We start from the raw sequence: 15,051 nt of genomic DNA, 5'->3' as shown, positions 1-15,051 counted from the left end.
GATGATGCTCTGGCCCGCTGCCGTCGCCGAATGGATAAAGCGCGACCGCAACCACCCCTCGGTCATCATGTGGAGTTTCGGCAACGAGCTGCAAGTCCGCGAAGAGTGGACAGGGTTTCCCACCGGCGACTGGGGCGTGACCGGTTACCGTATTCTCGACGTGCTGGCGAAACGCCACGACCCGACGCGCAAGACCACCGTGGCCATGTTTCCCGCGCGCAAAAACGCGGTGACCAAGGAGGACCCGAGTTTCAACGTGGTTGTCGAGCCGCCCGAATTGTCGGTGGTCACCGACATCGCCAGCTATAATTATCGTTATCCGGCGTTTCCCAAGTACGCCGAACAATTCCCGCACCTGATCCTTTATCAGAGCGAGGCCGCGACCAGCGAAATGGGCAAAGCCTACTACGGCATGGATCTCGGCAAGGTGGTGGGGCTGGCCTACTGGGGCGCCATCGAATACTGGGGCGAGTCGAGGGGCTGGCCGGCGAAGGGCTGGAATTATTCATTTTTCGACCACTCGCTCGAACCTCTCCCGCAGGCTTATTTTGTCAAAAGTATGTTCGACGACACGCCGCTGGTGCGCATCGGGGTGGTGGACAGGGAGGCGGAAAGCATCGAGTGGAACGATGTCATGGTGGGGCAAATGCCCATGTCGTCGCATTGGAACCGCGCGTCGGGTGCCAGGCTGAACCTGGTCACTTATACAAACGCGGAGGAGGTGGAGCTGTTTATAAACGGAAAATCGTTCGGCGTCCAAAAGAATATAATTGACGACCCGGCGCGGCGAAACGCCATCTTCTGGAAAGACGTGCCTTACCGCGAGGGCGGGGTGGTGGCCGTGGCGCGCAACGGCGGCGGGGAGGTCGCCCGCCATCAACTTGAAACCACGGACAAAGCCGTCGCGCTGCGGCTCGAGGCGGAAACCGGCGCATGGCGGGCCGACGGGCTTGATTTGCAGTATATGAAAGTGCGCGCCGTTGACCGCGAGGGCCGCGAAGTGCCGGACGCCGCAGGAGAGGTGACGTTTGAGGTGTCCGGCGCGGCCCGCCTGATCGCGGTGGACAACGGCGACCATCGCAGCGACGAACTGTTCGCCGGGAACAAGCGGATGCTGCACAATGGCCGCGCGCTCGCCATCCTCCGCGCCGGACTGGTCCCCGGGGAAGTGACAATCACGGCGTCCGTCCCGGGTCTGAAAAGCGCGAAAAAAAGACTGATGACCACAGGCCAATGATGATAAGCCAGAATATATTCCTGCCTTTGCCCCATGGGATGCCGCGGACGTTTCAGGCGCGCGCCCGTGCGCTTCATGTCCCATTTATAAAATTCAAACTGAATGAAAGCAAAGTTTATCCCCATCCTGCTCTGGACTGTCGTGCCGCTGACGATCAAGGCTGATCTTGTGCCAGCCGCTACCTCCCAATCCGGTGATGATGAAATCCGCCATGAGGAGATCCACGTGAAAGCGCCGTTTCCCATGCAGCCAGTCCGGGTGCCGGTTTTCCCCGGGCGTGACTTTGTCATCACCGATTTTGGCGCGAGGGCCGGCGGGCAAACCGACAACACCGCGGCCATTCGCAATGCCATCGCCGCCTGCCATGATGCCGGCGGCGGGCGCGTTGTCATCCCCGCCGGCGTGTGGCTGACCGGTTCCGTCCACCTGCGAAGCAACGTGAACCTCCGCCTCGCGAAGGACGCCGTCCTCTCCTTCAGCGACAATCCGCAGGACTACCTGCCCGCCGTACAATCGAGCTGGGAGGGATGGGAGTGTTTCAATTACTCGCCCCTTGTTTATGCGTTCCGTTGCGAAAACGTCGCCATCACCGGCGAAGGCAAAATCGAGCCCCGCATGGACACATGGAAAAGATGGTCTTCGCGCCCGCCGGCCCACATGGAGGCGCTCAAGCGGCTTTATACCATGGGCTCCACCGGTGTGCCCGTTGAAAAACGCCAGATGGCCGAGGGCGAGAACAACCTTCGTCCCCAGCTCATCCAGTTCAACCGCTGCAACAACGTCCTCATCGAGGGCGTGACCATCCGCAACAGCCCGTTCTGGACGATCCACCTGCTGCTCTGCGATTCCGTCGTCGTCCGCCACCTCAATGTTTCCGCCCATGGGCACAACAACGACGGCATCGATCCCGAGGGCACGCGCAACCTCCTCGTCGAAAATTGCACCTTCGACCAGGGCGACGACGCCATCGCCATCAAATCGGGCACCAACCACGATGGCTGGCGGCTGAACGCGCCGTCGGAAAACATCGTCATCCGCAACTGCACCGTCCTCAACGGACACCAGCTTGTCGCCATCGGCAGCGAGCTTTCCGGGGGCGTCCGCAATGTTTACGTGCATGACTGCCGCTTCGAGCCGAAAGACAAAAAACCGTTCAACATCCTCTATATTAAAACCAACTGCCGGCGCGGCGGCTTTGTGGAAAACATCACGGTGGAGAACATCGACGCCGCCGGCGCCCGGTTCAGGATGGGCGTGCTCGGCATCGAGACCGACGTTCTCTACCAATGGCGCAAACTCGTCCCCGCCTACGAGGAGCGGCTCACCCCGATCCGCAATATCGCCATGAGAAATATAAAGGCCGGAGAAACCCTTACGCCATTCCGCATCCTTGGCGACAAGGATATGCCCGTGAAAAACGTGACGCTCGACAACATCGCCATCAACACCGCTCGCGGCCAGAAAAACCGCTATGAACACGCCGAAAACATAACCGAGAAAAACATCACGATCGGCACATTCCTCGAGGAGCCCGACAAGGACAATCCGAACAGGTAGCCCCGCGCATATTAAAAAACGCCCTTTCGCATCTATCATCCCAAAAATTCGATTTTTATATGGATTCCCGCACAATCATGAGCCACCCCGCCCGCACAACTCACGCGCAGGATGCACAATATCCGCGACCCGATAAAGCCGGGATACTTAACCACGCCCTCCGCGCGTCGTGCGTCGCGCTTCTCCTCGGCGCGCTTGCGATGCCTTCGCCCGCCGCCTCCGACCTGGACTGGCCGGAAATCACCTCGCAGACCAAGCCGTGGACGCGTTGGTGGTGGCTTGGCTCCATCGGCACGAAGGAGGATTTTTCCTCCGAGATGGAAAAATACGCCAAGGCCGGACTTGGCGGCCTTGAGATCACCCCCATCTACGGCGTTCGCGGACAGGAAGACCGTTTCAGGCAATATCTCTCGCCGCAGTGGATGGATCTGCTCGACCACGTGCTCGACGAAGCGCAGCGCCTTGATCTCGGCATCGACATGGCGACAGGCAACGGCTGGCCCTTTGGCGGACCGTGGGTCGATGCCCGGGATGCCGCGCGCCACATCGTCACCAAAACCTACACCGTGAAAAGCGGTCTGCGGCTTGCGGAAAAAATCACCGCCACCGACCAGCCGCTCGTGCGTGTGGCGGGGCGTCGCCGCGCCGATATTTCCGAACTGAAGGACCCTGTCGCATCCAACACCAACCTTCAGGATCTCGCGCTCGATCAGGCGCGGTTTCCCAGAAAATTGCAGTTGCAGGCGCTCGTCGCATATTCGGCATCGGGAGATCAAAAAATCAATCTCACCGACAAGGTCGATGCGGACGGCCGGCTCGACTGGACCGCGCCCGAAGGCGATTGGACACTTTGCGCGGTGTTCATGGGCTGGCACGGCAAGCAGGTCGAGCGCGCCGGTCCCGGCGGCGAGGGCGATGTGATCGATCACTTCTCGTCCGCCTCGCTTGCGAACTATCTGAAGCGTTTCGACGAGGCCTACGCGAACCATCGCGCCAACCGGCTGCGCGCCTATTTCAACGATTCCTACGAAGTCGATGACGCCAGCGGCGAAGCGAACTGGACGCCGCGGTTCTTCGACGAATTCAAACGCCGCCGCGGCTACGATCTGCGTGATGAGCTGCCCGCATTCCTTGGAAACGACACGGAAGAAAAAAACTCCCGGGTGATCTCCGATCATCGCGAAACGATCTCCGATTTGTTGCTCGATGAGTTCACCGTGCCGTGGGCGAAGTGGGCCGCCACACACAACGCGGTTATTCGCAACCAGGCGCACGGCTCGCCCGCCAACATCATCGACCTCTACGCGGCGAGCGGCATTCCGGAAACCGAGGGCACGAATATCGTCGGGATGAAACTCGCCTCATCCGCGGCGCACGTGACTGGCAAGCCTCTGACCGGCGCCGAGACAGCCACATGGCTCGATGAGCACTGGGTCTCGACGCTCGACGACATCAAGCGGCGCGTGGACCTCATGTTCCTCGGCGGCGTGAATTTTAATTGCTACCACGGCACCGCGTTTTCCCCGCCGGACGAATCCTGGCCGGGGCACCAGTTCTACGCTTCGGTGGAGTTGAACCCGGCGAACCCGATCTGGGCCGATTCCGCCGCGCTCAACGGCTACGTGGCGCGCGTGCAGTCATTCCTGCAAGCGGACAAACCGGGCAACGACATTCTGTTCTACTTTCCGATTCACGACATCTGGTCCCAACGCGGCAACGGCGCGATGCCGCACTTTTCCCAAAGCGGACGGTTGGGCAGCACGCAGACCGTCGCGCAAGAGCTGCTGGATCGCGGTTATGCGTTCGATTTTATCACCGACCGGCTCCTCGCGGATGTGCAGGTGCGCGACGGCGCTCTCGTGACCGGCGGCAGTCGCTATCGCGTCGTGCTCGTGCCGGAGATGAAATTCATGCCGCTTGAAACACTGCGGCAACTGCGTCGCCTCGCCGAAGCCGGTGCGACAATCGTGTTCCTCAAAAGCTTTCCGGAGGATGTGCCCGGGCTCGGACAACTGGAAGCGCGGCGCGCAGCTTTCAAAGCGAATATCAAAACGTTCCGCGAAGGCGCGACGGAGTCGGACGGCATCACGATCTCCCCGCTGGATAAAGGCCGCCTGCTGCTTGGCCGCGATCTGGAAAAACTGCTCGCCCGCGCCGGGGTTGCCCGTGAATCGCTTGTTGATTGCGGGCTGCATTTCGAGCGGCGCGTGCACGGCAAAGGCCACACCTATTTCCTGCTCAACCGAGGCGAAAACTCGTTCGAAGGCTGGGTGCCGCTGCAAGCCGGCACGCGCGCCGCAGCGTTGTTCGATGCCTTGCGCGCTGAGCGCGGGCGCGCGGCGTTGCGCACGGGGACCGGCGGCCGTCCGGAAATTTTTCTGCGGCTCGCACCCGCCGAATCAGTGATCGTGAAGTCATTCACGACGCCGATAGAAGGCCCCGATTTTCCGTATTGGAAAACGGCGGGCACTCCGGAGCCAATCATGGGCGAATGGGAACTGCGTTTCACATCCGGCGGACCGACGCTGCCTGCGGCGCGGAAAATGCCTGAGCTAAAATCGTGGACCAGACTCGAAGGCCCGGATTGCCAGGCATTCTCCGGCACTGCGGTGTATAGAATCGCATTTGCGCGTCCGGCTGCTCGCGCCACGGCGTGGCGGCTTGATCTCGGCAGGGTGGGGGAAAGCGCGCGCGTGACGCTCAACGGCCGCGAACTCGCGGTGCTGTTCTCGCCGCCTTTCCAACTCACGCTGCCGGACGGCCTGCTCGCCGCGCAAAACACGCTCGAGATCGCGGTGACGAATCTCGCCGTGAACCGCATCGCCGACCTCGACCGGCGCGATTCGGGCTGGAAGAAATTCTACAATATCAATTATCCGGCGCGCATCGCGAAGAATCGCGGGGCGGATGGAAACTTCAGCGCCGCCAAATGGACGCCGCGCGATTCGGGCCTGCTCGGACCGGTGGCATTGACGCCGATGGAACGGTTCGCCCCGGCTCCCAACCCTTTGCCTGCCGCTGCCGGGGCCGCCGCCGACGGCAAGACGATCGACACGCCTGCCGTCCAGCCCGCGATCGGCCGGCCCACCGGGCAAATGCCGGCCCCCGCCCGGCATCCGATTCTGCCGGATTTCCACGCCGATCCCTCCGCCCGCGTTTTTGATGGGAAACTCTATATATATCCTTCGCACGACGCCGCCGGGGCCAGAAACTGGAAGGGCATGGTGGACTGGCATGTTTTTTCGACCGAGGACATGGTGAAATGGACCGATCACGGCGTTATTTCCAGCCTTAAAGACATCGCCTGGGCGGATACGGAGGCATGGGCCCCCGATTGCATCGAGCGAAACGGCAAATACTATTTCTATTTTCCCGCCGGCGGGCAGATCGGGGTGGCGGTGTCGGATTCCCCCACCGGCCCGTTCAAGGACGCGCTCGGGCAGCCATTGGTCAAGAAAAACGAAGCAGGCATCCGCTATATGATCGATCCGAATGTCTTCATCGACGACGACGGGCAGGCGTATCTCTACGTTGGCGGCGCCTATCAACTTGGCGTGGTAAAGCTCAAGGAGGACATGATCACCCGCGACGGGCCGATTCAGATGCTGGACATGCCAAAGTTCTACGAAGGCGCGTGGGTTCACAAACGAAAGGGCATTTATTATGCGAGTTATCCGATCCGGCCGAAAGGCCGGGAAGGGCAGGCCAATGTGATGGCCTACAGCACGGCCCAAAGTCCATTGGGGCCGTGGGAATACAAGGGAGAAATACTGGACAATCGCTCGCTCAACATCCACGGCTCGATCACGGAATTCAAAGGCCAGTGGTATCTTTTCCACCATGTCGCCGGCCCCAGCAATTGGGAGCGCCGTGTTTGTGTGGAGCCGCTTTCTTATAATGAGGATGGTTCCATCAAGCCAATCCGAATAGCAAAAGGCACCGCCGATGCGGACGGTTTGAAAACGGTGCCCCCGATTGGCGGGGCAAGTGGCATGGGCGGCTCGCCCGGGCCGCCCAACCCCGTCGCCGCCCCGCCCGGCGCAAAGACTCCGGCGCGCTCCGTCACGCTTTGTCCATTGACCTCCGTGCGCTTGCTCGAAGGCAGTCCGTTTGCCGCAGCCATCGCGGCCAATCGCGCCTACCTGCTGGCGCACAACCCCGACCGGCTGCTTGCCCCCTTTCTGCGCGAAGCCGGACTCGAGCCACGCGCCCCGTCTTACGAGAATTGGGAGAACATCGGGCTCGACGGCCACACCGCCGGACACTATCTGGCCGCGCTGGCCAACATGATCGCCTCGGGTGCCGACACGCCCGGGCGCGAGTTGCAGCGCCGCCTCGATTACATGCTGGCCGAGCTTGAACGCTGCCAGAAGGCAAACGGCGACGGCTATATCGGCGGCATCCCGGGCGGCCGTGCCTTTTGGGCCGATCTGGCCGCCGGCCGATTCCAGGCGCAACGCTTTGAAATCAACGGCAAGTGGGTGCCGTGGTATAACATCCACAAGACCTTTGCCGGGCTGCGCGACGCTTGCGCGGGCACCGGCAGCGGGAAGGCGCGCGAATTGTTGATCCGGCTGGGTGACTGGGCCGAACGCGTCACATCCGGCCTTTCCGACCAGCAGATGCAGGACATGCTGGGCGCCGAGCACGGAGGCATGAACGAGGTGCTGGCCGACCTCCATGTGATGACTGGCGATGAAAAATACCTGCGCGCGGCGCGGCGTTTCCATCACCACGCGGTCCTCGACCCGCTGATTGCGCACAAGGACGAACTCACCCGCAAACACGCGAACACCCAGATCCCCAAGGTCATCGGCCTCGAACGCATTGCGGCGCTGACCGGGGACAAGGAGGGCGGTTCGGGCGCGCGCTTTTTTTGGGAAACCGTCGTCCGCACCCGTTCCGTCGCGTTTGGCGGCAACAGCGTGGCAGAACATTTCAACGATCCGAAAAACTTCCTGCCCGTGATCGAAAGTCGCGAGGGTCCCGAGACGTGCAACACCTACAACATGCTGCGCCTGACAGAGCAGCTCTTCTCCTCCTCGCCGGATGCCTCCTACGCGGATTACTACGAGCGCGCCCTGTTCAACCACATCCTTTCCTCGATCCACCCGGATCATCCGGGCTATGTTTACTTCACGCCGCTTCGTCCCGGACACTACCGTGTGTATTCCCAGCCGGAGCAGGGCTTCTGGTGCTGCGTTGGCACCGGCATGGAAAACCCCGGCAAATACGGCCAGTTCATCTACGCGCAGGCGGGCGACGGTCTCTACGTCAATCTCTTCATCGCCTCCGAACTCACCGTCGCGGACTCCGGCCTCACGCTGCGACAGGAAACGTCCTTCCCCGACGAGGAGCGCACACGCCTGTCTTTGAAACTTGATCGCCCCGCGACCTTCGCCCTCCACCTGAGGCACCCTGCCTGGGTCGCCGAGGATGCATTCGCCGTCCGGGTCAACGGCAGGCCGGTCGAGGTGAAATCAAAGCCGTCGTCCTACGCGGCGATTCGCCGCGAATGGCGCGATGGTGATCGCGTGGAGCTGGAGCTTCCCATGCGAACCACGGCGGAAGCCTTGCCGGACGGTTCGCCCTGGCATGCGATCCTGCGCGGGCCGATCCTGCTCGCCGCCCCGACTGGCACGGATGACCTCGATGGCCTGCGCGCCGGTCCCGGGCGGGGCGACCACAAGCCGAACGGGCGGCTTGTCCCGCTCGATCAAATGCCTTCGCTGCTGACGACCCCGGACGCGTTGCCCGACCATGTGAAGTCCGACTCCGCCGCCGGTCCGCTGCGTTTCCGGCTCGTGGACATCGTTGAGCCCGCATCGGCGGGGGGCCTGCCGCTTATGCCGTTCTTCCGCCTGCATGATTCACGTTACCAGATGTATTGGCATCTCACGTCACCGGAGGACTTCGCCGGACGAAAACAACAGCTCGCCGCGGAGGAACGCGTGAAGCTCGCCCGCGAAACCGCCACCCTTGACTCCGTCGCCATCGGCGAGCAGCAGCCCGAGGTGGATCATGCCTTTGCCGGAGAGGACACGGAAACCGGCGTGCTCCGCGGTCGCGTCTGGCGCCACGGAAAATGGTTTGAATACACCCTCCAAACGCGCGACGAGAAAGCGGTCGATCTGGTGGTGACGTATTGGGGCGGGGACCAAAACCGCCGGTTCCAGATCACCGCCAACGGGAAATTTCTCTCGGAGGAGGCATTGAACGGCTCCGCGCGCGACCGGTTCATCGATAAACGCTACGTCATCCCCGCCGACTTGCTCGCGAAGGCGGAGAACGGCGTGCTGAGGATTCGCTTCATCGCCGAGCCGGGCTCGCTCGTCGGCGGCGTCTACGACCTGCGCCTGATGCGTCCCGAAACAACACGGGAATAAGAATGAAACCGCACATCCCTACAAATCGCCAAAGTGGTTTCTCGACAACCTCCACCGCTACGACAGCTACGACCGCGCAGGCGCAAAAGTCTACGTCGGCGAATACGCCGCGCACGACATCGCCCGCAAAAGCACACTCCGCGCCGCGCTCGCCGAGGCCGCCTACATGACACAACTCGAGCGCAACGGCGACATCGTCCGCCTCACCTCCTACGCTCCGCTTCGCGCGAAAATCGGCCGCACGCAATGGACGCCCAATCTCGTCTACTTCACCAACACCCATGTGTATCCGACAATCAACTACCACGTCCAAAAACTCTTTGGCTCAAACGCGGGCGACACCTGGCTCGATACGCATGCGGGCAACTCTGGCGTGGCGGACCAAGTCGCGCTCTCCATGGTGCGCGACAGCAAAACCGGCGACCTCATCCTTAAGGTGGTCAACCCCGGCGACACCGTGAAGGGACTCCGCATAAAGCTCGGCGGCGCAAAAAATTTCATCCCCGGGGCGGTCAAAACCGTTTTGGCCGGCGACCCGAAAGCCGAGAATACACCCGGGAATCCAACGCCACTTCTCCCCGTGACCACGCAAATCAAAATCAGCGAACTATTCGACTGCGAGGCCCCCGCCCGCTCGCTGACGGTAATCCGAATCAAGCAAATGAAAAACGGATGAACTCATGGGATTCTCACTTTGTGCACGGTGCCTTGCTGCCGTTGGGATTTCCCGCCTCGGATCCGTTCCGGGCTAATGCCTCTTTGCGGCAAAAAGAATTTTTGGAAGCTCTCGTGAAAACGAGTATTCTCTCAATGGCCTTGGAAATTACATTTGGACCCGCGTGAGCGGATGGGGATCACCGAGAAATTTCATCACGGCCTCCATCCGCGAGTGGACGTGGAGTTTGGCGTAGATGTTTTTCAAGTGGCAGTTCACCGTGCCGGGACTGATCGAGCATTCCCTGCCGATTTCCTTCATCGAGAGCCCGCGGGCCAGCGCTTGCAGGATGTCCATTTCGCGCCGCGTCAGGTTTTCATTTATTATGTATTCCCTCGGGATGGGCTGTTTTTTCTGGAACGATTGTATGATTTTGCGCGCGATCTCACCGGTCATCGGCACCTCGCCTTTCATGAGGTTGTGGATCGCATTCAGGACATCGACGTCCGAGGAGCGTTTCAACAGGTAGCCGCTCGCACCGGCTTCGAGGGCCTTGAATATCTCCTCGGTGTCCTCGTAAACGGTGAAGATGAGCACCTCGATCCGCGGCAGCATGTCCTTGAGCCGGGCGGTGGCCTCGATGCCCGAGCCGTCGGGCAGATTGATGTCCATGAGCACGACGTCGGGCGCGAGGGGAGGGATCCGTTCGAGCGCACTGCGCATGCGGCGGCACGTGCATGTGAGTTGAAGCCCGGAATCCCGGGCGATGACCTGTTCGAGCTCCTCGATCCATGCGGCGCTGTCTTCGACTATGGCAACTGAGATGGGCATTGGGATATTTTTTGTTTGTTTTTTTGGGGGAATAAGAATCAACCGCCGTTGCCGGGGATGGGGTGGGGCGGTCGGTATTGCAGGGATATGTCGAGCATGATTTGGGCGCCTTCACCCGGCTGGCTTTTGATTTCTATCCGGCCGCCAGCCTCGGCCATGCGTTCGCGCATGTTTTCCAGGCCGTAGTGGTCGTCTTTCCGCAACGCCGCCGGATCGAAGCCGCGGCCGTTGTCGCTGATGCTCATTTTAAAGTGTCCATTGTCGGCGTTCATCTGGATTTTGATGTGGTCGGCCTGCGCGTATTTGAGCGTGTTGTTCAGTGCTTCCTTTGTGATGGCAACAAAGTGATGGCGGATTTCGGGGGTCACGGGGATATCGGGAATGGCGTCCACTCCATCAATGGTGCAGGTAATGGGTGTGTCATGCAGGAGGCGTTGGGTGTAGCGTGATATGTAGGCTGCGAGCCGCTGCCACGAGTCGTTTTGTGGGTTTACAGTCCACACGATGCGATGAAGGTCCTCGACGAGCTCGCGCGACTGGGTGACGAGTTCCGAGAGTTTCTCCTTTTGCCGCGGATCGCCGGCCTTGCGGCAGACGGAGTCCGCGACAAACCCCACCTGGCTCATGCGGCTGCCGAGTTCGTCGTGGAGGTCGCGGGCGATCCGGGCGCGTTCCCGGTCGAGGGCCTTTTCGAGTTCGAGACGGCGCAGGCGTTGCCGGAGTATGCGGTTCGAGACGCGACGCGCAACCCAGGCCACGGCGCAGACAATGACCAGGGCGATGCCGGCGCGAAACCAGCCGGTCTGCCACCATGCGGCTGCGACTTCGATCACGAGCGAGCTTTGCGATCCCGGTGCACCGCCGCCCATGGTCTCGACGCGGAAAACGTATTTCCCGGGCGGCAGGCGGGAATACACGCAGGAGCGCTCCCCGGTGGCGTCGATCCAGTCCAGGTCGAACCCCTCCAGCACACGGCGCACGTGCATGCGTTCCGGCGATGAAAAGTTCAGCGCGGCAAACGAGAACTCGACCTGCATGGCATTGGGGCCGATGCGCAAGGGCTCCTGGCTGTTGTCGGAGTGGATGGCAATAGCAACGCCGTTCGCGGACAGGCTGTCGATGTAAACCGGCGGCTCCCCGGCCGTCTCGATGGATGACCCCGTGGCGTCGAAGCCCGCCACGCCGCGATAGGTCGCGAACCACACCCGCCCGTCGCGGCCTTTCCAAGTCATGGGCTGCCCGCCGATCATGCCGGAGAGCCCTTCGAGATTATCGTCGCGGCCAAAAAGGGTGACGGAAACCGGGCGGCCCGGCCCTGATTTTGCGGCGAGCAGTTTGTCGATTTCGACGCAGAAGATGCCGCGCCGGCTGCTCAGCCAAAGGCGGTTGTGGTCGTCGGAGATGACTTGGTAAAGGATGTCGTCCGGGAACCCGTCCGCGCAGGTGAAGAGCATCGGCTTTGGTTCATCCCAAAGCAGCAGGCCGGCCGAGGTGGCCAGCCAGAATCGATTGGCGGCATCCATATGACACGCGTAAATATGGGTGGTTTTCAGTCTGGGCGGGAGCGGTTGCTCCTCGAAGCTTTCACCGTCTTTCGCGAGCTTGAGCAACTGGCCGTAATTCGTGGCAACCCAGATCTCCGGGCCGCAGGAGCCTTGTCGTCCGATGACACCGGCGATACGCTTGCCGGGCCATCCTTCCTTGTTCGTGAATTCGCGCAATTTCCCGTCGCGCAGCCGTCCGAGGCGCCCGTTTCTCCAGCTTGTCCAGACATCGCCGTCGCGGGCGCAAAAAAGCGTCTGCACACCGGCGATGTTGATTTCGAGGCGCCGCAGCGTCCGCGCATCGTCGTGCGCCTGCACCACCGCGGAGTAGAGTCCATCCAGCGCTCCGATCCAGACGGTGCCGCGCTGGTCGGCGCAAATATTGCTCGCGTAGGGGATGCCGCCAGATTCCGTGGGAATCGCGAGCGTCAGGCCGTTTTTGATGCGCACCACGCCGCCCGACTGGTTGGCGAACCACAGCGCGCCCGTCTCGTCCTCGGTGACGGAGGAACTGGCGTCCTTGGGCATGCCCATCGCCGAGTTTATAAGCACGTGGTGTTTTCGCTTCAGCCGGATGAGCCCGCCGCCATTCGTGCCGAGCCACACATTGCCGTCGGTGTCCTCGTTGATTGACTCGACGCGGTCGTGCCGCAAGGGCAGGCGTTCCAGTTTGCCGTCAATCAGCCGGAGCACGCCATCACGGCGGGTTGCCAGCCAGAGCACGCCGTCGGAGGTTTCGTAGATGTCCTGGATGCCGACTCGCGCCGCCGGCCAGTCCGGGCCTGCCAGCACGATGCTCAAGTTTCCGTTCTCAAATTTCGCGAGTCTGTCGCGGCCTGCAATCCACAGGCCGCCGTCGCGCGCCTTGGCGGCCATGACAGAGTAGTCGGGCAGCGGCTCGTGGCGGTGCAGGCCGTCCGCGTCATACCAGCCCAGGAATTCGCCGCTCGCCACCCAGGTGCGCTCCTTGCCGTCGGGCACGATGCAAAAGCGCGAGCTGCGCCGCCCTATGCCCGATTCCGGCCCGAACGTTTCCATGCGCCGGCCGTCCCAGCGCATGAGGGAAACGGGGGCCATCGTGCCTATCCAAAGGGCGCCCATTTCATCGACCGCGAGATCCACGGCCGATGAATTCCCTTGGAATGCGTCGGCCGGGTGCGGTTCGAATTTGCCGTCTCGCAAACGCACAAGCTTTCCGTGCCCCGTGAGCATCACCAGGGTGCGCTCGTCCTCCACGGCCAGCGCGCGTATCTCGTGGCGGCCCTGCGCGAACTCGTCCGGCATGGGATAATCAATAAAATATCGTCCGTCGAAGCGCGCCACTCCGCCCTGCGTGCCCAGCCACAGAAAGCCGCGCGGATCGCGCACCACGTCGTTGATGACATTGTGCGGCAGGCCGCCCTCGCCATGCCATGTTGACATGACGAACTCCCCCGTGAAGAGCAGGGAGTCGTTTCGGCTCCAGGCCGGCGCGCCAATTGTATATAACGGCGATGTCATTGCCAGCATCGCGAAAACCGGACCCGCGCGTCGGATGGATGAAGGAAGCCGGAAGGTTCTTAACAGCCGCGAAACGGCGCGAGGGGGAAAAAATGATATCACGGGCGACATGGGGGAAAATAAAGTTCATCGACCGATGACGGGGGCAAGGGGCAAAAAATACCTTAAACAAGGGATGCATACACCCGATGGCATTCTGTTAATATCACAGGGTTCAATCTCCCCAAAGGCCCCCTGCAAACCTTCGTGCATCCATGTTACTCAACCCAAGTTGCTGGTTTTTCGCAATTTTCAATGGCTGAAATGAAATCCGTGGTTGCCCGGGGATCTCCCCAGAGGGGGCGGAGGGAAACCATTTTAATTCAAAAATCAGTTTTATTAACTTCAACAGGCGGCGCAGCCACCCTCCATGCGCTCCGCAGCGCGCTTTTGCGTGTTTCCAGCCATTGAGAATAACGACGAACCGTTTTCTACTGCAATTGATTTTGACGGGCCGGATGTCCGTAAAAACGGCAAACACCGGCACGGCAACCAACGTCGCGTCGTGCCTTGGGCCTGGTGCCGCAGCCTTTGTCTCCTAATTTATCACCTTAATTAAACCCAACTCATCATGCACATGCGTATGCCAACGATAAACTCCTGCACATCGACCGCCCGCGCCGCTTGCGAAAGCACCGCGCGGAGTTCCCAGCGGTAACTCGATATTATTTGCGTTTTATGGTCAATTTATACTCCTCGCCTCCCATTAGCCTTCCGGCTGGCCATCTTGCTCCCGCTGGGGCTTTTTTCGTTTTCCGCGCGCGCCGCCGACGGCATTTGGACGCAGCCGGCCGGCGGCAACTGGGGTGATTCGGCCAACTGGCAGGGCGGCGTCATTGCCGACGGTGCGGGTGGCGCCGCAAAATTCGACACACTCGATGTGTCCGGCACCGTCACCGTAAACCTCGGCGTTTCGGCCACCGTCGGCTCGCTGGCATTCGGCGACACCGACACCGATTATCCGGGCGGCTGGCTCATCACAGGCGCGGGGACGCTCGGGCTCGAGGCCGCCAGTGCTTCCATCATAACCGTGACCCTGCCCGCCGAGGCCAACGCCACGCTCGCCCTGCCGGCCATCGGCACGAACGGCCTCACAAAGCGGGGCCTGGGCACGCTTGTGCTGGCCGGCCCGGTGAACGCCGGGGGGCCGGTCAACATCGACACCGACAACAATGCCAACAACGTGATTAGCGTCGCGCCCGGTGGCAGCCTGACAGGCACGGTCCTCACACTTGGCCAGACCACGCGGCTGCTCGTCGATGGCGGTTATTTGGAATTTAACCATGGCTCGACCCCAAGCAC

General features: G+C 61.4%; 6 protein-coding genes and 1 pseudogene. 5 read left to right on the top strand and 2 right to left on the bottom strand.

Annotation, left to right across the window (positions count from 1 at the left end):
• Window position 1: 1 nt before the first annotated feature.
• From OH491_RS05370 to OH491_RS05355, 4 genes and pseudogenes are all read left to right on the top strand, one after another.
• A complete protein-coding gene (locus OH491_RS05370; protein WP_342750903.1) occupies window positions 2-1,237 on the top strand; it encodes a DUF4982 domain-containing protein in 1,236 nt (411 codons plus the stop codon).
• A 102-nt stretch (window positions 1,238-1,339) separates the two neighbouring features.
• Window positions 1,340-2,794 (top strand): glycoside hydrolase family 28 protein, encoded by a 1,455-nt coding sequence (locus tag OH491_RS05365; protein ID WP_068771968.1) that lies wholly within the window; start codon window positions 1,340-1,342, stop codon window positions 2,792-2,794.
• A gap of 77 nt (window positions 2,795-2,871) precedes the next feature.
• A complete protein-coding gene (locus OH491_RS05360) occupies window positions 2,872-9,180 on the top strand; it encodes a beta-L-arabinofuranosidase domain-containing protein (RefSeq protein ID WP_342750902.1) in 6,309 nt (2,102 codons plus the stop codon).
• 22 nt (window positions 9,181-9,202) lie between these two features.
• Window positions 9,203-9,856: pseudogene (locus OH491_RS05355) on the top strand (alpha-L-arabinofuranosidase C-terminal domain-containing protein); the annotation flags it as partial.
• A gap of 147 nt (window positions 9,857-10,003) precedes the next feature.
• Here the strand turns inward: OH491_RS05355 and OH491_RS05350 are convergent.
• Window positions 10,004-10,666, bottom strand: coding sequence for a response regulator (locus tag OH491_RS05350; protein WP_068771971.1), 663 nt, complete (start codon window positions 10,664-10,666; stop codon window positions 10,004-10,006).
• A 38-nt stretch (window positions 10,667-10,704) separates the two neighbouring features.
• The gene (locus OH491_RS05345; protein ID WP_334319557.1) at window positions 10,705-13,632 is read right to left on the bottom strand and encodes a sensor histidine kinase; all 2,928 of its coding nucleotides are present in this window, start codon (window positions 13,630-13,632) and stop codon (window positions 10,705-10,707) included.
• Between OH491_RS05345 and OH491_RS05340 the strand changes: the two genes are divergently transcribed.
• The gene (locus tag OH491_RS05340; protein ID WP_334319558.1) at window positions 13,631-14,017 is read left to right on the top strand and encodes a hypothetical protein; all 387 of its coding nucleotides are present in this window, start codon (window positions 13,631-13,633) and stop codon (window positions 14,015-14,017) included. The genes OH491_RS05345 and OH491_RS05340 overlap by 2 nt on opposite strands.
• The last annotated feature ends 1,034 nt before the right edge of the window (window positions 14,018-15,051 follow it).

Origin of the sequence: Termitidicoccus mucosus, assembly GCF_038725785.1 — a bacterium.
Lineage (GTDB): Bacteria > Verrucomicrobiota > Verrucomicrobiia > Opitutales > Opitutaceae > Termitidicoccus > Termitidicoccus mucosus.
The sequence above is the reverse complement of the archived record's forward strand: the minus strand, read 5'-3'. Positions and strand labels throughout refer to the sequence as shown.

What these genes read in the sequence shown, in the direction of transcription:
- OH491_RS05370 (WP_342750903.1), top strand. Translation starts at nt 2, where the DNA reads ATGATGCTCTGGCCCGCTGCCGTCGCCGAATGGATAAAGCGCGACCGC.
- OH491_RS05345 (WP_334319557.1), bottom strand. Translation starts at nt 13,632, where the DNA reads ATGTCAACATGGCATGGCGAGGGCGGCCTGCCGCACAATGTCATCAAC.
- OH491_RS05350 (WP_068771971.1), bottom strand. Translation starts at nt 10,666, where the DNA reads ATGCCCATCTCAGTTGCCATAGTCGAAGACAGCGCCGCATGGATCGAG.
- OH491_RS05360 (WP_342750902.1), top strand. Translation starts at nt 2,872, where the DNA reads ATGAGCCACCCCGCCCGCACAACTCACGCGCAGGATGCACAATATCCG.
- OH491_RS05340 (WP_334319558.1), top strand. Translation starts at nt 13,631, where the DNA reads ATGACGAACTCCCCCGTGAAGAGCAGGGAGTCGTTTCGGCTCCAGGCC.
- OH491_RS05365 (WP_068771968.1), top strand. Translation starts at nt 1,340, where the DNA reads ATGAAAGCAAAGTTTATCCCCATCCTGCTCTGGACTGTCGTGCCGCTG.